Annotated in this window: 21 protein-coding genes; 16 read left to right on the top strand and 5 right to left on the bottom strand. The window is 58.5% G+C overall.

Annotated elements, in window-relative coordinates:
• Positions 1-9: 9 nt before the first annotated feature.
• The gene (locus tag GOV38_RS17400; protein ID WP_171207998.1) at positions 10-879 is read right to left on the bottom strand and encodes an amidohydrolase; all 870 of its coding nucleotides are present in this window, start codon (positions 877-879) and stop codon (positions 10-12) included.
• Entirely contained in the window at positions 876-1,889 is a 1,014-nt protein-coding gene (locus GOV38_RS17405; RefSeq protein ID WP_171207999.1) for a nuclear transport factor 2 family protein, read from the bottom strand. Before GOV38_RS17405 ends, GOV38_RS17400 begins: the two co-directional genes overlap by 4 nt.
• Before the next feature lie 139 nt (positions 1,890-2,028).
• Between GOV38_RS17405 and GOV38_RS17410 the strand changes: the two genes are divergently transcribed.
• From GOV38_RS17410 to GOV38_RS17480, 15 genes are all read left to right on the top strand, one after another.
• On the top strand, positions 2,029-3,102 hold the full coding sequence (locus GOV38_RS17410; protein WP_171102019.1) for an ABC transporter ATP-binding protein: 1,074 nt from the start codon (positions 2,029-2,031) through the stop codon (positions 3,100-3,102).
• A 48-nt stretch (positions 3,103-3,150) separates the two neighbouring features.
• Positions 3,151-4,362 carry an ABC transporter substrate-binding protein gene (locus tag GOV38_RS17415; protein WP_171133400.1) on the top strand — a complete coding sequence of 404 codons (1,212 nt, stop codon included), beginning with the start codon at positions 3,151-3,153 and terminating at the stop codon, positions 4,360-4,362.
• 66 nt (positions 4,363-4,428) lie between these two features.
• Positions 4,429-5,451, top strand: a complete 1,023-nt coding sequence (locus GOV38_RS17420) for a carbohydrate ABC transporter permease (protein ID WP_171102017.1) — start codon at positions 4,429-4,431, stop codon at positions 5,449-5,451.
• Position 5,452: 1 nt separating this feature from the next.
• Positions 5,453-6,607: a carbohydrate ABC transporter permease gene (locus GOV38_RS17425; RefSeq protein WP_171208000.1), complete on the top strand. Its 1,155-nt coding sequence runs from the start codon at positions 5,453-5,455 to the stop codon at positions 6,605-6,607.
• 126 nt (positions 6,608-6,733) lie between these two features.
• Complete coding sequence (locus tag GOV38_RS17430; protein WP_171102015.1) at positions 6,734-7,264, top strand: ester cyclase; 531 nt, start codon at positions 6,734-6,736, stop codon at positions 7,262-7,264.
• Between the two features lie 11 nt (positions 7,265-7,275).
• Entirely contained in the window at positions 7,276-8,607 is a 1,332-nt protein-coding gene (gene hisD, locus GOV38_RS17435; RefSeq protein WP_171208001.1) for a histidinol dehydrogenase, read from the top strand.
• Positions 8,608-8,656: 49 nt separating this feature from the next.
• A complete protein-coding gene (locus tag GOV38_RS17440; protein ID WP_171208360.1) occupies positions 8,657-9,712 on the top strand; it encodes an ester cyclase in 1,056 nt (351 codons plus the stop codon).
• Entirely contained in the window at positions 9,712-10,476 is a 765-nt protein-coding gene (locus GOV38_RS17445; protein ID WP_171208002.1) for an SDR family NAD(P)-dependent oxidoreductase, read from the top strand. Before GOV38_RS17440 ends, GOV38_RS17445 begins: the two co-directional genes overlap by 1 nt.
• Entirely contained in the window at positions 10,476-11,519 is a 1,044-nt protein-coding gene (locus GOV38_RS17450; protein ID WP_217352101.1) for a LacI family DNA-binding transcriptional regulator, read from the top strand. The genes GOV38_RS17445 and GOV38_RS17450 overlap by 1 nt, the downstream gene beginning before the upstream one ends.
• Positions 11,516-12,505, top strand: coding sequence for a nuclear transport factor 2 family protein (locus tag GOV38_RS17455; protein WP_171208003.1), 990 nt, complete (start codon positions 11,516-11,518; stop codon positions 12,503-12,505). The genes GOV38_RS17450 and GOV38_RS17455 overlap by 4 nt, the downstream gene beginning before the upstream one ends.
• A 149-nt stretch (positions 12,506-12,654) precedes the next feature.
• Positions 12,655-13,614 (top strand): cupin, encoded by a 960-nt coding sequence (locus GOV38_RS17460; RefSeq protein ID WP_171208004.1) that lies wholly within the window; start codon positions 12,655-12,657, stop codon positions 13,612-13,614.
• Complete coding sequence (locus GOV38_RS17465) at positions 13,611-14,213, top strand: trans-aconitate 2-methyltransferase (RefSeq protein WP_171208005.1); 603 nt, start codon at positions 13,611-13,613, stop codon at positions 14,211-14,213. Before GOV38_RS17460 ends, GOV38_RS17465 begins: the two co-directional genes overlap by 4 nt.
• Positions 14,214-14,223: 10 nt before the next feature.
• Positions 14,224-15,348, top strand: a complete 1,125-nt coding sequence (locus GOV38_RS17470) for a cobalamin-independent methionine synthase II family protein (protein ID WP_171208006.1) — start codon at positions 14,224-14,226, stop codon at positions 15,346-15,348.
• Positions 15,345-16,040, top strand: a complete 696-nt coding sequence (locus tag GOV38_RS17475) for an alpha/beta fold hydrolase (protein ID WP_171208007.1) — start codon at positions 15,345-15,347, stop codon at positions 16,038-16,040. The genes GOV38_RS17470 and GOV38_RS17475 overlap by 4 nt, the downstream gene beginning before the upstream one ends.
• Positions 16,037-16,732 (top strand): RraA family protein, encoded by a 696-nt coding sequence (locus GOV38_RS17480; protein WP_171208008.1) that lies wholly within the window; start codon positions 16,037-16,039, stop codon positions 16,730-16,732. Before GOV38_RS17475 ends, GOV38_RS17480 begins: the two co-directional genes overlap by 4 nt.
• On the opposite strand, the gene GOV38_RS17485 is transcribed toward GOV38_RS17480, so the two are convergent.
• Positions 16,733-16,864 carry a DUF2256 domain-containing protein gene (locus GOV38_RS17485; RefSeq protein ID WP_171102005.1) on the bottom strand — a complete coding sequence of 44 codons (132 nt, stop codon included), beginning with the start codon at positions 16,862-16,864 and terminating at the stop codon, positions 16,733-16,735.
• Between the two features lie 9 nt (positions 16,865-16,873).
• Positions 16,874-18,373: a deoxyribodipyrimidine photo-lyase gene (locus tag GOV38_RS17490; RefSeq protein ID WP_171208009.1), complete on the bottom strand. Its 1,500-nt coding sequence runs from the start codon at positions 18,371-18,373 to the stop codon at positions 16,874-16,876.
• A 101-nt stretch (positions 18,374-18,474) separates the two neighbouring features.
• On the opposite strand from GOV38_RS17490, the gene GOV38_RS17495 reads away from it, so the two are divergent.
• On the top strand, positions 18,475-18,711 hold the full coding sequence (locus GOV38_RS17495) for a hypothetical protein (protein ID WP_171208010.1): 237 nt from the start codon (positions 18,475-18,477) through the stop codon (positions 18,709-18,711).
• Between the two features lie 29 nt (positions 18,712-18,740).
• On the opposite strand, the gene GOV38_RS17500 is transcribed toward GOV38_RS17495, so the two are convergent.
• Positions 18,741-19,247 carry an AAA family ATPase gene (locus GOV38_RS17500; RefSeq protein WP_171208011.1) on the bottom strand — a complete coding sequence of 169 codons (507 nt, stop codon included), beginning with the start codon at positions 19,245-19,247 and terminating at the stop codon, positions 18,741-18,743.
• Between the last annotated feature and the right edge of the window lie 83 nt (positions 19,248-19,330).

Genomic DNA, 19,330 nt, shown 5'->3' on the forward strand with positions numbered 1-19,330 from the left:
GGCTAAGATTCAGAACCGATAGAACCGGCGCGCTGTTTCACTGAACACGTGCCGGTTTTGATCTTCGCTGAGCAGTTGTTGGTGGTTCTCGACCAGCAGGGAATAGGTCGATGACAGGCTATCAACGGGAAAGTTTGATCCGAACATGCAGCGGTCGGCCCCGAACTGCGACAGGCAAGTCTCGACTATCGGGCGCACACTGTCCGCTGTCCAATTGTGGTCAAACATGCCAAGCCCGGACAGTTTGCAATAAACCTGCGGCAGGGCCGACAGGCTTTTCAACGCATTCGACCAATAGCTAAGCCCGTGTGCGCTACGGTCATGGGGCGAGCCCGCATGGCACAGAGCCACCGGCGTTTGTGGTGCCTGCGCCAAAACCTCCGCAGTCTGCTCCATCAACTCGGGCAGCAGTTGAAGATCAAAGGACAGGCCACGCGCGCCCAACTCTTGCAGGCCTTGAAGAAATCGGGGATCCGACAACAAGGCATTGGTTCCGGTTTCCGCGTCTTCCCCCGGTGCGCGACCAATGATCTGACGAACACCGCGCACAGAGGGCAGGGATTGCATCCGGTCAAGCTGAGCCCTCAGATTGTCAGCGGTCAGGTCGCAGAACGCCACCTGAACTAGCGGCCAATCGGGGTTTTGATCGGCCACTTGCTGCACCCATTGTGCCTCGGCCCAGGGGTCGGCGGCACCGACTTGGATATGCACTGATGCATTAATCCCATGCGCCTGCGCATCAGCACGAAACTCGGGCAGCAGATAATCCCGTTGAATGGCGCTGGGGTCGCCAAAGAACCGAACAGCGCCTGTTTCCATAAGCCAAGGGTAATGGACGGCGTTCAGATCCCAAAGGTGGTGATGCGCGTCGATCTTCATGGTGTTTCGATACCGGTGGTTCGCTCAAGAATATCGACGCCCTGCATATTCCAGAAATGTAGAAGATCGATGAAGATCCAGTTCTCGGCCAGCTTGTCTCCTGCGCGGCGATAGATATCGATCACCCGAAACTCGCCGGGTTTGTCGGTGGCGGGCATCCCCATGAACCCGCCCGAAGGGGTAGCCACGAAATTGGGCCAACCGAAGAAACCGCCATAGTGACCTTCTGCCAGACGACAGATATGGCCTGTGCCGGACCGTTTTGAAAAGCCTGCGCGAAAGGGGCCCGAATGTTGTTTGGCATATCGCTCGATCGTGTAAGTGGCACCGATCCCTTCGGGACCCCACCAGATCATGTCGTCATGCCAGGTGCGGGCCAGCTCTTCCTCAAGTGGCAGGCCACTATCCCACCGGCCCAGATCGGCAATCATTGCGTTGATCAGATCAAGCGTCTTGATGCCGTCCTCTTCGGGCTGGTCCTGCATCAGCAACCCGTCATGGGTCATCGGGCCGGGCTGCACCAGATGCGCTGCGGTTTGCGGTGGAAAGGGGTTCTGACCGGCTTGCACCATCAAATGCGGAATGTCGAAATACATCGCGGTTTCGACGATCCTGCCGCCGGCGACACGGTAGAACGCGCAATAGCGCAGAAACGCCATTTTCCCGGTTGGTCGGATTTTCAGCCAGGCGTGATCAAACAGCCCCACCAGATGACCCATCGTGACCACCCAAGTGTCACCATCTTCAACCAGTGAGTTTCGTCCGGCAAACAAGATGTCGACCCGGTTCTGCATTCGGGTCAGGCTGCGTTTCAGCGGCTGCCAGAAGGTTTCGACCACCTCCTCTGCGCCCAAGATTTCATCGAATGGATGAAATCCGCGCCACTTCAGGTCGGGCGTGCAGAATTTGGCGAAGATCGCCGGGATTTCGTCAGCGGATGCTGCATCCAGCGCAGTGTGAAACGCTGTGATGAATGTTTTTTCGTCGCGGAAACTTTGGGTATTTGCCATTTTTTTCAGCATGTTCGGAGTGTTTAGATTCGATCCTTGCCGTTAGTTTTGCATACGTATGCAAAAAAGTCTTGCCAGAAATGATGGGCCGCGAATACAGTTTTGCAAACGTATGCAACGAATCCTTCCAGGGGGCACTATGGCGGAAATTCAACTGCGCAACGTCGGCAAACGCTGGGGCTCTTTCGTGGGGGTTCACAATTTTGATCTGACCATTGCGGATCGTGAGTTCCTGGTGCTGCTAGGCCCCTCGGGATGCGGCAAGACCACAACGATGCGGATGATCGCTGGTCTGGAAGACGTGACCGAGGGCGACATCCTGATCGACGGCAAAGTGGTCAACGATCTTGAGCCCAAAGATCGCGACGTGGCCATGGTGTTCCAAAGCTATGCGCTTTACCCCAACATGAATGTCTACGAAAATATTCGCTTCCCACTGAAAGTGCGCGGCATCGATCCGGCGACCCACGATGAAAAGGTGCGCCGCGCCAGCGCTATGGTCGAACTGGATGACTTTCTGCACCGCAAACCGGCCGAATTGTCGGGGGGCCAGCGTCAGCGTGTGGCTTTGGCCCGCGCCATTGTGCGCGAACCCAACGTGTTCCTGATGGATGAGCCGCTGTCGAACCTGGATGCCAAACTGCGGGTTTCGACGCGCGCGCAGATCAAGAACCTCAGCCACGAGCTGGCCGTTACGACAATCTACGTGACCCATGACCAGATCGAAGCCATGACACTGGCTGATCGTGTGGTGGTGATGAAACAGGGTGTGGTGCAACAAGTGGGCAGCCCCACCGAAATCTATGACCGACCTGCAAACACCTTTGTCGCCAGCTTCATTGGCTCGCCTGCGATGAACCTGATGGAGGGTGAGGTCAGCGGCGGCGTTTTCCGTGCGGAAAACGTCGAGGTACCGGTCGATGCGCCCGATGGGCCGATGACGCTGGGCTTTCGGGCCGAAGACGCAAGCCTGGCGGACGGGCAGGGCCACATCACCGCACCGATCTATACGCTCGAACTGCTGGGCGACGCGACCATGATCTCGGTCCGCGTGGGCGGTGCCTTGGTCTCGGTCAAAGCCGATAAATCATTTCGCGCCGAGATTGGTCAGACCGTCTCATTCTCGGTGCCGAAAGAAATCTGTCACCTCTTCGAAGCTGGAAGCGGTGCGCGGATCGGGGAAACGCCCCAGAACCAGCCCATACGGGCCTAACAACGGTCCGGACGTCGACGACGGACCGATCCTGACAGGGAGAAACGCATGAAACTCAAGACGATCCTTTTGGCAGGCGCTATGTCTGTGATGGCGGGCGGCGCATGGGCGTCCTGCTCGTATGAGAACGAAGTTCCGCTGAAATCGCTGACTGCGGGCTTTGAAGCTTGGAAAGCGGTGACCGACGCGATGGCCGAATGTGGCAATTTCAGCGCGTCGCTGGACCAGGAATTCCGTGAAAAGCAGCCCGAGGCTTTTGCTGCAAACCCATCGCTCTATCAGATCGGTGGTGTCGCCAACGAGACCATGATCCCGCTGCTGAATGCCGGGACGATCCGTCCACTGGATGATCTGGTCGAGAAATACGGTCAGGATCTGCTGCCCAACCAGCTGATCAAGGTTGACGGCAAGGTCATGGCCATTGCCATGATGGTCAACGCGCAGCACCTGATGTATCGCAACGACATTCTGGCCGATCTGGGCATTGAAGAGCCCAAGACCTATGACGACGTTCTGGCTGCTGCTGCCAAGATCAAGGAAGCGGGTGTTATGGAATACCCGATCGGCGGCACCTACAAGACCGGCTGGAACCTGGCGCAGGAATTCGTCAACATGTACATGGGCGAAGGCGGTGAATTCCTCGGCGAAGGCAACGCGCCCTCGATCAACAACGAAAAAGGCGTCAAGGCGCTTGAGACCATGAAGGCCATGACCGAGTTCATGGACCCCGAATATCTGGTCTCGGATTCCACCTATGTTCAGCAGCAATTCCAACAGGGCAAGATCGCGATGGCGAACCTGTGGGCCAGCCGTGCGGCTGCGATGAACGACGAGGCCGAAAGCCAGGTTGTGGGCAAGGTCACAATGGCGTCGGCCCCGATGGGTTCGGTACGTCCATCGACCACCATCTGGTGGGACGGCATCGTTCTGGCCACGAACATGAGCGATGAAGAGGCCGACGCCGCCTTCCGTCTGGTGATGGAAGGGATCGATGGTGACATGGTCAGCGCCAACAATGACACAGCTGTCTGGCTGAATGCGGCTTACCAGCCCGGTGAGTTGGCGGCCGGTGCTGCTGCATCTGCCGAGAACGGTGCAGGTGCATACCCCGCCAGCGCGGCGATGGGTGTTCTGCACAGCGCTTTGGGCAATGGTCTGGCCGATTACCTGACCGGTGCCAAAGACGCTGAAACCACTTTGGCTGATATCGAGGCGGCATATATCACCGCAGCGAAAGAGGCCGGATTGATCAGCAACTGATCCTCTCTGGGGAGGGCTCCGGCCCTCCCTCTTTTCCCACGCGAGAACCATGAGAAAGGCAGAGCCATGAATTTCCGGACATTTGCCGCTTTTGTCGGCCCCTCTGTCTTTATGATGCTTCTCTTTATCGCGTTCCCGCTGGTGAGCGTGTTCAAGCAGAGCTTCTATATCACCCAACCCATCTACGAAACGGTCGAGGTCGAAACCTGTACCCCTGGCTTTTTGACCCAGACCTGCACGACCGAGGAGGTTTCGCAGCCCAAACTGGACGAACATGGTGAGGTGATCACCCGGACAGAATATGTGGGTCTGCAAAGCTATCTCAACGTGCTGGAACCGGAACGCGCGTGGCGTGCGATCACCAATGGTGAGTGGAACGTTCTGTCTACGATAGATTTCTGGAAGGCGCTGCGCTTTACGGTGACCTTCACCCTGATCACCCTGCCGCTGGTGGTTGGTTGTGGGCTGGGGATTGCAGTCTTGATCAACAACGCCGCCAAATCGATCAAGGGTCCGGTCATTTTCGTATCGCTGCTGCCGTTTATCATCACACCGCTGATCGGGGTTTTGTCAATCAACTGGCTGTTCCGGGGAGACGGAATTCTGACGGCGACGATGGAATGGTGGCTGCAACGCGATATCGCCCTGTTTGCGCAGGCCTGGACAATCGAGATCCTGATGATGCTCTATCGGGTCTGGCACGTCGCACCCTTTGCAGCGATCGTGTTCTATGCAGGGCTTCAGACCGTCAACCAGGACAGCCTGGAAAGCGCGGTGATCGACGGTGCGACGCGCTGGCAGCGCATGAAATACATCGTGATCCCACATCTGATGCCGCTGATCATATTTGTGTCGATGATCCACCTGATGGACGCGTTCAGAACCTTTGAAGAAGTTGTCGGCTTCTCGAGCCAGGGATATGTCATCTCGCTGCAATGGCTGACCTATGATTTCCTTGTGCCGGATCAGGCGGGCAACCGGTCGATCAGCCGGGCCTCGGCCAGCGCCATGCTGACCATGATCGGCATTGTCATCCTGCTTATCTTCCCGCTGCGCCGGACCTGGCGTGATCACAAAGGAGGCCACTGATATGTCCTCGCGTGCGCTTCGCCAACCGCTCAGCCTGCGGCTGACCTCGAATATCTTCCTCGCCTTCTGGTGCCTGGTGGCGGCTTTCCCGATCGTCTGGATCGTGGTGATGAGTTTCAAGTCACCGGTGGATGCCTATGACAGCAACGCGCTCAATGTGATTATGGGCCCTGCCACGCTGGCAACAGGGAACGGGCTTTCGGTTCTGGACATAATCCTGGGCATTGTCGTGATTTGGGGCACGGTGATTGTCGCAACCAAAAAGCTACCGTCGATGGTTTTGTCCTACACCAAACCAGGTCAGCATTGGTTTGGTTGGATCATTGGCGTTCTGGCGCTGCTGATCGGGTTTCTTGTGGTCTTCTTTGTCGTTCTGCCTGAAGTGTTGAACGTGCTGAACCCTCTGTTTGGGCCGCTGGGGCGTGATGTGTTGGGGCTGACGACCGAGCATTATAAAACCGTCTGGGTAGATCGCGGGTTTTCCAGTAACTTCCGGAACTCTCTGATCGTCACCGCCGGTGTTGTCACCGTGTCGCTGACCGTCGGAACCCTGGCAGGCTATGGTCTGGCACGCTCTGGCTCGACCTTGGCGTTCTGGATCCTGATCATCGCGCTGATCTTCCGCGCCCTGCCGCATTCGGTGCTGGTAGCAGGCTATCTGCCGGTCTTCATCAACTCGGCCGAATGGCTCAGCCCGATCCTTGGCGACAATGCACCCACGCTCTATGGCAAACCCTTTGCGGTGATCGCGGTGCTTGTGGCCATCAACCAACCCTTTACCATTTGGATGCTGCGCTCGTTCTTCCAGAACATCCCTGCGGAACTGGACGAGGCCGCGCGTGTGGACGGGTGCAATCATTTTCAAGCCTTCCGGCGTGTGATCATGCCGGTGATGTGGCCGGGCGTGATTACCACAGGTCTGTTCAGCTTCCTGCTGGCCTATAACGATCTGCTGGTCACTTCGCTGCTGTTGGATGCACAGAACCAGACGATGGTTCCGGCCATCGTGGGTATGTTCAACCGCGAAACCACCACAACCGATCAGGTTGTTGCTGTGGCCGCTGCTGTGTCGATCACCGCGCCTTTGTTCTTCCTGGTGATGATCTTCCAGCGCCAGATTGTCAGCGGTCTGACCGCCGGTGCGGTCAAAGGCTAATGAGCAATCATGCCCGTCATAACGCCATGTCACGCCACCCGGCGCTGAACAGGATGCCAAGGGATTTCCTGAGCTTTGGAGGGTTCTCTTCCAATCTCACCCCAAGGCACCCTGAAAGGATATGACATGAAAGGCTCGCGCCCCGAACAGGCGGTTCTGACCCGCGATACCGACCTGAGTAAGACCGAAGACACGCGCCGCGTGATTGAAACCATGGTGGATGGTCTGAACGACCACCGCATCGACGATATCGGCGAGTTTTTCGCCCAGGGTTTTCGTTGGATGGGCAATCAGGGCTGCGGAACAAAGACCGGTTTGAAAGAATTCCAGGACAATTGGCAACGCCCGTTTCAGGCCGCGTTCTCCGATAAGACCTGCATCGACGAGGCGCGTCTGTATATGGGCGAGTGGGCGGCTGCATTCGGCCGGCAAGAGGCCACCCATTCCGGCGAGTTTCTGGGCATCGCCCCCACCGGCAAGCGGGTTGAGATCCGCTACATGGATTTCTGGAAAGTGGTCGACGGCAAGATCGTCGACAATTGGGTCAACGTCGATTTCGCCCATGTGGCGGCGCAGCTGGGTGTTGATCTGTTCCAGGGCGAAGGCTGGGAAGCATTTGACCGGGGCGAGAAAGTTCCGCCTCGGCCCGAAAACTGAGGATTGAAAACATGGCAATCGAGTATCTCAAACGCGGTAAGTCTGACGCTGACCGGGCTGAAGATGACGCCAAAACCCGCGCCGTGGTCGAAGCGACGCTGAAAGACATCGAAGCGCGCGGCGATGCTGCCGTGCGCGATCTGAGCGAGAAGTTTGACAACTATTCGCCGGCCTCGTTCCGGCTGAGCCAGCAAGAGATTGATGATCTGATCGCGCAATTGTCGGATCGGGAACTGGCGGATATCAAATTTGCGCAGGAACAGGTGCGCAACTTTGCCCAGGCGCAGCGGGATTCGATGTTGGATATCGAGGTGGAAACCCTGCCCGGCGTCATTCTGGGGCACAAGAATATCCCGGTGCAATCCGTTGGCTGCTATGTGCCTGGTGGCAAGTTCCCGATGGTGGCCTCGGCGCATATGTCCGTGGCCACCGCCTCGGTCGCGGGAGTTCCCCGCATCATCGCCTGCACACCTCCGTTTCAGGGCAAGCCCAACGCCGCGGTGATCGCAGCCATGCATCTGGGTGGCGCGCATGAGATCTATGTCATGGGCGGTATTCAGGCCATTGGCGCGATGGCGCTGGGGACCGAGACAATCGATCCGGTGCATATGCTGGTTGGCCCCGGAAACGCGTTTGTCGCCGAAGCCAAACGCCAGCTCTTTGGCCGTGTTGGCATCGACCTGTTTGCCGGACCCACGGAAACCATGGTGATCGCCGATGAGGTGACCGCCGATGCCGAACTCTGCGCAACCGATCTGCTGGGCCAGGCCGAGCACGGCTATAACAGCCCCTGCGTTCTGGTGACCAATTCACGCAAATTGGCCGAAGAGACATTGTCCGAAGTGGACCGTTTGCTGACGATCCTGCCCACCGCTGACACCGCCAAAGTGTCGTGGGAGGAATATGGCGAGGTGATCCTGTGCGACAGCTATGACGAGATGTTGCAGGTCGCCGATGACATCGCTTCGGAACATGTGCAGGTGATGACCGACCGAGACGACTGGTTCCTGGACAATATGACCTGCTATGGCGCTCTGTTCCTTGGGCCGCGCACCAATGTCTCGAACGGCGATAAGGTGATCGGCACCAACCACACGCTGCCGACCAAAAAGGCCGGACGTTATACCGGTGGGTTGTGGGTCGGGAAATACCTGAAAACCCATAGCTATCAGAAGGTTCTGACTGATGAGGCGGCGACGCTGATCGGTGAGTACGGCTCGCGCCTGTGTATGCTGGAAGGCTTTGTCGGCCATGCCGAACAATGCAATGTGCGGGTCCGGCGCTATGGTGGCGTCAATGTACCTTATGGCGAGGCGGCCCCGTATCGGGAAGCGGCGGAATAGGGGGCTCTGCCCCCAGCCTTCGACTTCCCACGGAGTATTTTTGGAAAAGATGAAGTTGGACAAGCATACCGAACACAAGGGTTTGATCGCGCCGCTCAGGGCCGCGATGTATGACTTTTCGGAACAGGGCGTGCTGCGGGCCTTGTCAGAACTGTGCACTCCGGACGCGCTATTTCGCTTGTGCCATCCCATTGGCGACAGCGCGGGCAGTGACGCTTTCTATGATCGGGCCTATGGCGATTTGCTGAAAGCCTGGCCTGATCTGGAACGCCGGGATTATATCGTGATGGCTGGTCCCGATGAATTTGGCGCCGATTGGGTTGGGTGCGGTGGCTATTATACCGGAACCTTCCTGGCCCCGTGGCTGGACATCCCGCCGACAGGTCATCAGGTGACGATGCGGTTTCACGAATTCTATCGCTTTGAAAATGGCAAGGTGGTCGAAATGCAGGCGCTTTGGGACATTCCCGAGGTGATGATGCAGGCGCGGGCCTGGCCCATGGCCCCCAGCCTTGGCCGCGAATGGCATATTCCGGGCCCGGCCACGCAGGACGGGTTGGTGCCTGGCCCCTATGATGCAGCCAAGGGCAAAGAGACCTGTCAGCACATCATCGACATGCTGGAGTATCTCAAGAAACACCCCTCGGAAGGGGGGCCGGAAGTGATGGAGATGGAGCGGTTCTGGCATCCGCGTATGAACTGGTATGGCCCGTCAGGGATCGGCACGGGGCGGGGCTATGCAGGCTTTCGCAACTGGCATCAGATCCCATTTCTGAACGGAATGCCGGATCGCGGGCAATACGTGGATGACATCACCTATCACTTCTTTGGGGATGGCGAATACGCCGCTGTCACAGGCTGGCCCAACATGATCCAGACGGTGACTGATGATGGCTGGATGGGGATTGCGCCCTCGGGCAAGCGGATCACCATGCGCAGTTTGGATTTCTGGCGGCTTGAAAACGGGCGGATCCGCGAAAACTGGGTTCTCGTTGATCTGCTGGATGCCTATCGCCAGCTGGGCGTGGATGTTTTTGCCCGGCTGCGCGAGTTCAACAAGGCGCGCAACATGGGTCGTATCGATATTCCGGACGGGATGAGTTGATGACGGATCTGCCGCGTACCCCTTCGTTTGCGCTGACCGGCAAGTCGGCTCTGGTGACCGGGGCCTCTTCGGGCATCGGGCAGGGATGTGCCGTGGCCTTGGCCGAGGCCGGTGCCCATGTGGTCTGCGCCGCGCGCGGGCTGGATCGATTGCAGGACACGGTGGCCGCGATACAGGCCCAAGGCTGGTCGGCTGAGGCTTTGGCTTTGGATCAAGCCGATCTGAAGGCGCTAGAAGCGGTGTTTGCAGACCGTGTTTTCGACATCGTGGTGAATTCTGCCGGGTTGGCGCGCCACAGCCCGGCGGTTGAGACCACGGCTGATGATTTCGACGCCGTAACAAATGTGAACCTGCGCTCGGCCTATTTCCTGTCGGCCTATGCGGCCAAGGCATTGATGGCTGCAGGCAAGCGCGGGTCGATCATTCATATCTCAAGCCAGATGGGTCATGTGGGCGGCGTGGACCGGGCGCTTTATTGCGCCACCAAACATGGGCTTGAGGGGATGGTGAAGGCGATGGCCATCGAATGGGGCAAGCAGGGCATTCGGATCAACACGGTCTGCCCGACCTTCATCCGCACACCGCTGACGCAAGCCACCTTCGATAACCCCGAGCGCGCGGCCTGGATCATGGAGAAGATCAAGCTGGATCGGGTGGGCGAGGTCGAGGACATCATGGGCGCGGTGCGCTATCTGGCCTCGGACGCCTCGGCGCTGGTGACCGGTACGTCGATGCTGATCGATGGGGGATGGACGGCGGACTGATGGCTGAGAAAGTGACATCCTTGCAGGTTGCGCAATTGGCGGGCGTCAGCCAATCCGCCGTCAGCCGTGTGTTTACGCCCGGTGCATCCGTCAGCAAAAAGACCGAAGAGAAAGTGCGCGAGGCGGCCCGTCAGCTGGGCTATCGCCCCAATGTTCTGGCCCGTGCCATGGTGTCCGGCAAAAGCCGGATCATCGGTCTGGTGGTCGGTTATCTGGACAATTACTTCTACCCAGAAGCGCTTGAGAAACTGTCCAACGGTTTGCAGGAACACGGTTATCATGTGTTGATCTTCATGGCCTCGCGTTCGGCTGGGAATATCGACGATGTGATGGAAGAAATTCTGGATTATCAAGTGGATGGGGTCGTTCTGGCCTCGGTCCCGATGTCATCGGATATCGCCATGCGTTGCCAGCAGGCAGGCGTGCCGGTTGTGCTGTTCAACCGCAGCCAGGATATCGACGGGATCACCACCGTTACGTCGGACAACTATGCCGGGGGGCGCAAAGTGGCCGAGTTCTTGCTGGCAGGTGGGCATGAGCGGATCGGCTATATCTCGGGCTGGCAAGGCGCCTCGACCCAGCGCGACCGCGAGGCGGGGTTTCGCGCCGCTTTGGCAGAGGCCGGGCAGAGCGTGTTTGCCCAGCAAGACGGGATGTTTCACACCGAAAACGCCAAGGCGGCAGCGCGGGCGATGTTTGATCTGGATCCACTAGCCAGGCCGGACGCGGTGTTTGTCGCCAATGACCACATGGCGCTGGCGGTGATGGATGTGATCCGGTTCGAACTGGGCCTGCGGATACCCGAAGATGTCTCGGTCATCGGTTATGATGATGTTCCCCCGGCGGGCTGGCCGGCATATAACCTGACAACAATTCGCCAGCGGGCCAACTTGATGGTGTCCGAAACCGTCTCGGCCCTGCTGGACCACATTGAGAACCCAAAAGAAACCAAACCGCGCAAAGTGGCGATTGACGGCCCGCTGGTCGTGCGTACCTCGGCACGGTTGCCAAAGGGCTGGGCCCCGCAAAGGACGGAAACATGAAAGGCTTTGATCCGAAGTTCCGTGATTTCCCGGATTACATCATCGGCATCACCAAAGAGATCTGGGAAGATCGCGGCATCGCAACGCTGCATGACTATTACGGCGCCGATATCGTCGTGCGCTCGCCCGGATCGGTTGTTCTGGGCAACCAGAACGTCATCGGTGCAACCATGGCGACGCTGGCCGAATTCCCGGATCGTCAACTGCTGGGCGAGGATGTGATCTGGTCGGGGACCCCGGAAGACGGGATGCTGAGTTCGCACCGTATCCTGTCCACCGCGACCCATTTGGCCGAAGGCGTCTATGGCAAGCCAACCGGGACCAAGCTGCGCTATCGGATTCTGGCCGATTGCCATGCGATCGACAATAAGATCAACGATGAATGGCTGATCCGCGATCAGGGCGCCATTGTGCGTCAGATGGGGTGGGACCCAAAAGACTATGCCGCTGATCTGATTGCACGCGAAGGCGGGCCCGAGGCTTGTGTCAAACCTTTGTCACCTGCGAACGATGTCGATGGACCCTATAAAGGGCGCGGCAATGACAATGAATGGGGCCAGCGCCATGCCGATCTGCTGACAAGCATGATGAATGCTGATCTTGGCGCGGTCGAGCGGCACTATGACCGTGCGGTGCAAACGGAATATCCGGGCGGTGTTACCGGCCATGGCTGGGACGCGGCAGACCGGTTCTGGATGTCGTTGCGTGCTGCGATGCCCAATGCCAAATTCACCATCGATCACCAAATCGGTCGCGATGATCCGAACATGCCGCCACGGTCCGCTCTGCGTTGGAGCCTTCACGGCACCCATGACGGCTGGGGTGCCTTTGGCGCGCCGACAGGGGCCGAGCTCTATGTTCTGGGCATCAGCCACGCCGAATGGGGCGAGCTGATCGGCGGCGATATCAAACTGCGCCGGGAATGGACCCTGTTTGATGAAACTTCGGTCTGGAAACAGGTCCTGCTGGCCACCGGAAACCTCTGAGGCTAGGGATGCAAAGATTTCTCGACGCCAGTGAAGGAACCCGGCGGCTGCATGGCCACCGGGCGTCTTTGCGGGCTAAACGGCTGAACAATCGCCCTCCGGGTGCTGGGACTTGACCCCATGCACCACACCAATGAACGGAGAAAAAGATGAGCACTATTGAACAACGTATCGTCCGCTATGGCGAACTGCGGCCCTGTAAAACAGCCTTTATCGATGCCCACACGCCCGGGTCGGATCAAAAGGAAAACTTTACCATTATCGGTGGCGGCGTGTCGGAAAGCCCCGATCAGCATGTCCACATCACCGATAAGGTGGGCTTTAACATCGGCGCAGCGGGTCAGCCGCCAAAATGCCGAAACTCATTGCACAGCCACACCACGGCTGAGGTATTCTTTGTTGCCAAAGGCCGCTGGCGCTTTTTCTGGGGCCGCTATGGCACCGCTGGCGAGTTCATCGCCGAGGAAGGCGACATTTTCAACATTCCCACTGGTATTTTCCGAGGGTTCGAAAACGTCGGACAGGATTACGGGATGATCATGTCGATCCTGGGTGGTGATGACGCCGGGGGTGGGGTGACTTGGGCACCGCAGGTGATCGAGGATGCGCAGGCCCACGGTTTGATGCTGGGCGACAATGGTGTGCTCTATGACAGCAAGAAAGGGCAGGAGCTGCCGCATAACGTGCGCCCGATGCCTGTCCTGACCGAAGAGCAGATGAAGGATTACCCCGAGGTTCCTGTTGAAGATGTGGTTGGCAAATATGTGGCCCGGTATTGGGACCTTATGGCGCTTTCGGCCAATAGACCCGCGCCGGTGATCGGTGAGAACGCGCTGATCAAGGACAAACCCGGGTTCGAGGTCGATTTTCTGGGCCGCGGCTCCAGCGTGACCGAACCTGTAAGTGCGGAAAAACCGGTCGTCCTGATGCCTGCCAGCGGCCATTGGCGCGTCTCGGTTGATGGGTTTGAGACAACCGTATCCAGCGGTGACACCGTTCTGGTACTGCCGGGCGAGGCCTATTCCGTGCAACCCTCGATGACCGGGCAGGCGGGGCTCTATCGCATCACCGCAACAGACGACCCGGCAGGAGCAACCTGGACAGGATGAGCGCAGACCCAAAAGACACCCATGCGATCTATGAGCGGCAAGCTGTCGAATATGACAAAGGCCGCTCAAAAGCCTTGTTCGAGGCGCGCTGGCTGGCGCGCTTTACCGCCAGCCTGAAACCGGGCGATCATGTCCTGGATCTGGGCTGCGGCGCGGGCGATCCCATCGCGCGCTGGTTCATGGCCGAAGGGTTCACTGTCACCGGGGTCGATTTCTCTGCGGCGATGCTGTCCATCGCGCGTGATCGCTGGCCCGATGGCGATTGGCGGCAGGCTGATATGCGAAGCCTTGATCTGGACCAACAGTTTGACGGCATCATCGGGTGGAACAGCTTTTTCCACCTGACCGCAGATGAGCAAACCGACTGTATTGCCCGGATGGCACGTCATCTGAAACCGGGTGGTGCTCTGATGCTGACAGTTGGGCATGGGGCCGGTGAGGTCACTGGAACAGTGGGTGGAGAGTTGGTCTATCACGCGTCGCTTTCGCCTGCCGGATACGCGAAATGTTTGGAAGAAAATGGGCTGCGGTTGACCGGGTTTATGGCGCAAGACCCTGAAACACAAAGCCATACCGTGCTGATGGCACGTAAAGACTAGGGAGGACCAAATGGGGGTCACAACAACGCATGTCGGCTCTTTGCCGCGCACGCAAGAGGTGGTGGATTTCATCTTCGCCCGTGAAAACGAAAAACCTTATGACATGGATGCGTTTGACGCTTGCATGACAAGCGCGGTGTCTGAAACCGTGCGCAAACAGGTCGAGGCCGGGGTTGATATCGTCAGCGATGGCGAGACCTCCAAGATCTCTTACGCCACCTATGTCAAAGATCGCTACACCGGGTTTTCCGGCGACAGCCCGCGCAATGCGCCTGCTGATCTGAAGATGTTTCCAGGCTTTCTGGAACGGCTGGCCAAGGATGGGGGAACGCCGCAATATGCCCGACCGATGTGCACCGGCGAAGTGCGGTCAAAAGGACAAGGCGAGTTAGAGAAAGATATCGCCAATCTCAAGGCGGCGATGGCGGAGCATGGCGCCGAAAAAGGGTTCATGAACGCGGCCTCTCCGGGTGTTATATCGCTGTTTTTGCAAAACGATTTCTATCCCACGCGTGAGGCCTATTTGGGTGCTTTGGCCGATGCGATGAAAGAGGAATACGAAACCATCGTGGCGGCTGGGTTGGATCTGCAACTGGACTGCCCCGATTTGGCCCTGTCGCGGCATATGCTGTTTACCGATCTCAGCGATGCCGAATTCGTCAAGATCGCCGATATGCATGTCGAGGCGCTGAACCACGCGCTGCAAAACGTGCCGCAAGACAAGGTGCGGGTTCACATCTGTTGGGGCAACTATGAAGGGCCGCATTGTTGCGATATCGGCATGGACAAGGTGTTCACGACGTTGATGAATACCAAGTCCCAGTATGTCCTGTTCGAAACTTCGAACCCGCGTCACGCCCATGAATGGACAGTTTTCCGCGACCGCAAGGGCGAGATCCCCGACGACAAGGTTCTGGTGCCCGGTGTGGTCGACACGACCACGAATTTCGTTGAGCACCCCGAACTGGTTGCGCAGCGGATCGAGCGGTTTGTGGATATTGTTGGCTCGGAGCGTGTGGTTGCGGGCAGCGACTGCGGCTTTGGAACTTTTGCCGGGTTTGGCGCGGTGGACCCCCAGATCGCATATGCCAAGCTGGGCGCGCTGGCCGAAGGGGCAAAGCTGGCCGCTGCATGACCCCCTTGATCCTGTTGCCGGGCATGATGTGCGATGCCCGGCTGTTTACGCCTCAGATCAACGCTTTGTCAGGCCGGATGCCGGTTATGAGCTTTCCGCTTTGCGATCACGACAGTGTCGCGGATATGGCGGCGGATATTCTGGCCAATGCGCCGCCTCAGTTCGCGCTGGCGGGGCTGTCCATGGGCGGTATCGTCGGGATGGAGATCGTGCGCCAAGCGCGCGAGCGGGTTGAACGGCTGGCCTTGCTGGACACCAATCCGCTGGCTGAAATGCCCAATGTCAAAGCCCGGCGCATCCCGCAAATCACGGCAGTGAAAGCGGGTAAATTGCGGCAGGTGATGCGTGATGAGATGAAGCCGAACTATCTGGCTGACGGTCCCAATCAGGGCGCCATACTGGATCTGTGCATGGCCATGGCCACGGATCTGGGGCCCGAGGTCTTTCTGCGCCAGTCGCAGGCCCTGATGGATCGCCCGGACCAGAGGGAAACACTACGCGCCTATACCGGCAAGGCTTTGGTGCTGTGCGGGCGCGAAGATGGGCTTTGCCCGATTGAACGTCACCAATTGATGCATGATCTGCTGCCGCAGAGCCGGTTTGAGATCATCGAAGGTGCTGGGCACCTGCCCATTTTGGAACAACCCCAAGATACAACAGCGGCCCTGATCCGCTGGCTGGAGGATCAATGACACCGTCCCTTTTGACCCTGCTCCGCAAGGTAGATACGCCCACCGTTTGCAACGCCATCGAAGTGGCGCAGGGCAAGCGCGGGTTCAGCAATTTTACCCGTGGCACAATGCTGTGCTCTGCCCCTGATGAGCCCGCGATTGTCGGCTATGCCCGCACCGCCAAGATAGCGGCGCTTCAACCGCCCAGCGAAGCGCCGGATGTCATCAAGGCGCGGCGCATGGCCTATTACAAATACATGGCCGAAGCGCCCGGGCCTTCGGTGGCTGTGATCGAAGATGTGGATTATCCCGATTGCATCGGCGCCTATTGGGGTGAAATCAACACAACGATCCACAAGGGTTTTAGTATGGCGGGGGCTTTGACCAATGGCGTGATGCGCGATTTGGGCGATATGCCCGAAGGATTTCCCGTAGTGGCGGGCTCCATCGGTCCCAGCCATGGCTTTGTGCATGTGCGCGAGGTCGATACGCCCGTAGAGGTCTTTAGCATGGCAGTACATCCCGGTGATCTGATCCACGCCGACCGCCACGGCGCCCTGGTCGTTCCTGCCGAGGTGATCGATCAGTTGCAGGCTGCGATCGAAAAACTGCTGCAAACTGAACGTCTGGTCCTGGACCCGGCCAGCCAGCCGGGCTTTGACTTTGCCGCGTTCGAGACCGCCTGGGCCGCATTTGAAAAGGCGCGCACCTGATCACCGTGCCCTTCGGCACCGGTCCGAGCAATAGAGCACCTGATCCCAGACCCGGGCCCATTTCTTGCGCCAGTTGAACGGGCGACCGCAGCGGGCGCAGGTCTTTACTGGCAGATCGGATTTCTTGCGCATCCGCACGGCTCAATCCCCCAATGGCAGGCTAAGCTGGGCAGGATGATCTGGCGCCGTCCGCTTGCTGCGCCTCTTTTTACGACTGCCATGTTTGGCCAGAATCCGCGCCGCGCCAGATCGGAAATCGGGATCTCGCCGAATAGCCCAGATCCGGTCGCGCGCCTGTTTTGCAGCCGATACGTGATCAAAGATGCGTTCGGGATAGGTCTTGCCGAGCACAGCGTCCCCGTTGGGGGCCAGCCACGGTTCTTGCAGGTATGGATCGGCGATGTCTTTCAGTTCCGGCAGCCAGTGACGTGTGAACGCACCGGTGGGGTCTTGGTCTTTGCCCTGTTTGACCGGGTTATAGATCCGCACCGCGTTGATCCCGGTTGTACCCGATTGCATCTGAACCTGGTTCCAATGGATGCCCGGTTCGTAATCGGTAAAGAGCCGTGCCAGTTCCAACCCCGGCGCGCGCCAGTGAAGCCAGAGGTGATAGCTGGCCGTCGCCGTGACCATCGCGCGCATTCTGAAATTCAGCCATCCCGTGGCCCGCAGCGACCGCATACAGGCATCAAGGAACGGATAGCCCGTCTGCCCGTTGGCCCAGGCGTGCAACCGGTCAGAGTGCGGCTCGATCGGGCGCAGACCGTCATAGGCCGGGTGCAGGTTTTTAAATTCTATGCGCGGGTCGTCTTCCAGCTTTTGGATGAAATGGCAATGCCAGTGCAGACGCACCGAGAAGGACCGCAGCGATTTACGCCAAGCTGTTTCACCCGGCAGCAAGCCGCGCCGCCGGTGGTCGGTGGCCTGCGACACCTCGCGCATCGATAACGCGCCCCAGGCCAGATAGGGTGACAGGCGCGAACAGGCCTGCGCACCGTCCAGCGGAGATGACATCGCGCGCTGATACGTCTTGCCGCGCTGCTCAAGGAACGATTGCAACAGCGCAAGCCCTGCGCGTCGCCCTCCGGGTTGCCGTTCAGGGCACGGGTCGGGGCCAAGCCCCAGATCACCCGGGGTGGGTATCCGATCAAGACCCAAATCAAGCGCAGATAACGAAGGGGCCAAGGCCTGCGGCTGCGCCATGAACCTGTCCCAACGGGTGGCCCAACCCTCCCGCTTTGCCAGGCGTCGGATCACCCCATGGTTTTGCAACTCATGCCAGGGCACACCATTCGCGCGGCACCAGTCCGACACGGACCTGTCGCGCTGAAATGTCCAGTCGTTGCCGGTTTCTTCATGGGACCAAAGGGCTGAGAGCTTCTTTGCCTCGTACAACTCGGCCAATACCTGCACCACGTCGCCAAATCGAATGATCAAGGGTTGCCCAAGGCGACCCAGTTCCGCTCTCAACTCTGCCAATGTCTCGGCGATGAACGCCCAATGCCGAGCTGACATATCCGGTTGCTGCCACAGCGCGGGCTCGACCACGTAAAGCGGCAGAACCGGGCCCTGGCGCGCGGCCTGTGCCAAAGCCGCATTGTCCTGAACGCGTAAATCCCGTTTGAACCAGACCACTTGCATGCGCTGAATGTCGCCCTGTGTTGCGTCTGCATGATCTAGCCCTGTGCCCGCGCGCGGCCAGCGCTATCTGTAAGGCCAGAGACAAGGAAAAGGGCGGGCCCATGCTTGAGGACAAGCGCAAAGATCTGGTGTCAGAACGCCAGAAACAACTGTTGGACCGGATGGTGGTCGAGTTGAGCCGCAGCCATGGGGATCTCTATTATCACTCCACCAGCCAGATCGCGTTGCTGTTGGAGCAGCATATTCAGGCCGGGACGGGTCTGTTGGCGGCCGAGAAAGACTTGCTGAAGGATCTGAGACGCCGGGATATCGAGATTATGCTGAGCCTGACCAACTAAGCTGGCTGACAGGGTCGTACGGAGCCGCGTCATCGGAATTCATCCAGAAACTCTGCAATTTCTGATGTGCTTGAAAGCTTTACCTTTCTCTTTGTTGAGGGAGCGTGTTCGAACAGGTTCAGGATGTTTTGCCGCGCCCTTTTTCGGGTTCGCCAGATAAAGCGATAGAATTCTGGGTCGAATTGTTCAGGGCAGTTTTCGGGCAGGTCTATTCGGCTGCGCCCGTAATCCTTTGCCGTTCGTTTGAATACGCGCCAGGTCCGCACCAGCAGCGGAAAATCCAGCCAGATCAAAGTGTCACACCGTTCCAGCCTTTGTGGCCATGTGGTCGAATGCCCGCCTTCGAATATCCATTCCTCGCGCGCGTGGACTTCGTTGCAAAGCCTGGTCTTTTCGTCCCTGTCCCGCTCAACCCAGCCCGGTTTCCAATGTATCAGGTCGATATGGACAACGGGCAATCCGGTCCGTTCCCCAAGGGCGCGCGCAAGCGTTGATTTGCCAGCGCCCGGTTGTCCAACGATCATGACGCGTTTCATTTCCCCTCGCCAATGCACGAGCTTCTACTGTCTGAAAAGAGTTTGCATAGTGGAATGGCCCGACTGCGGGCAGTCAGGCTGTT

This window comes from Ruegeria sp. HKCCA5839 (assembly GCF_013035585.1).
In the GTDB taxonomy this organism is placed as follows: domain Bacteria; phylum Pseudomonadota; class Alphaproteobacteria; order Rhodobacterales; family Rhodobacteraceae; genus Ruegeria.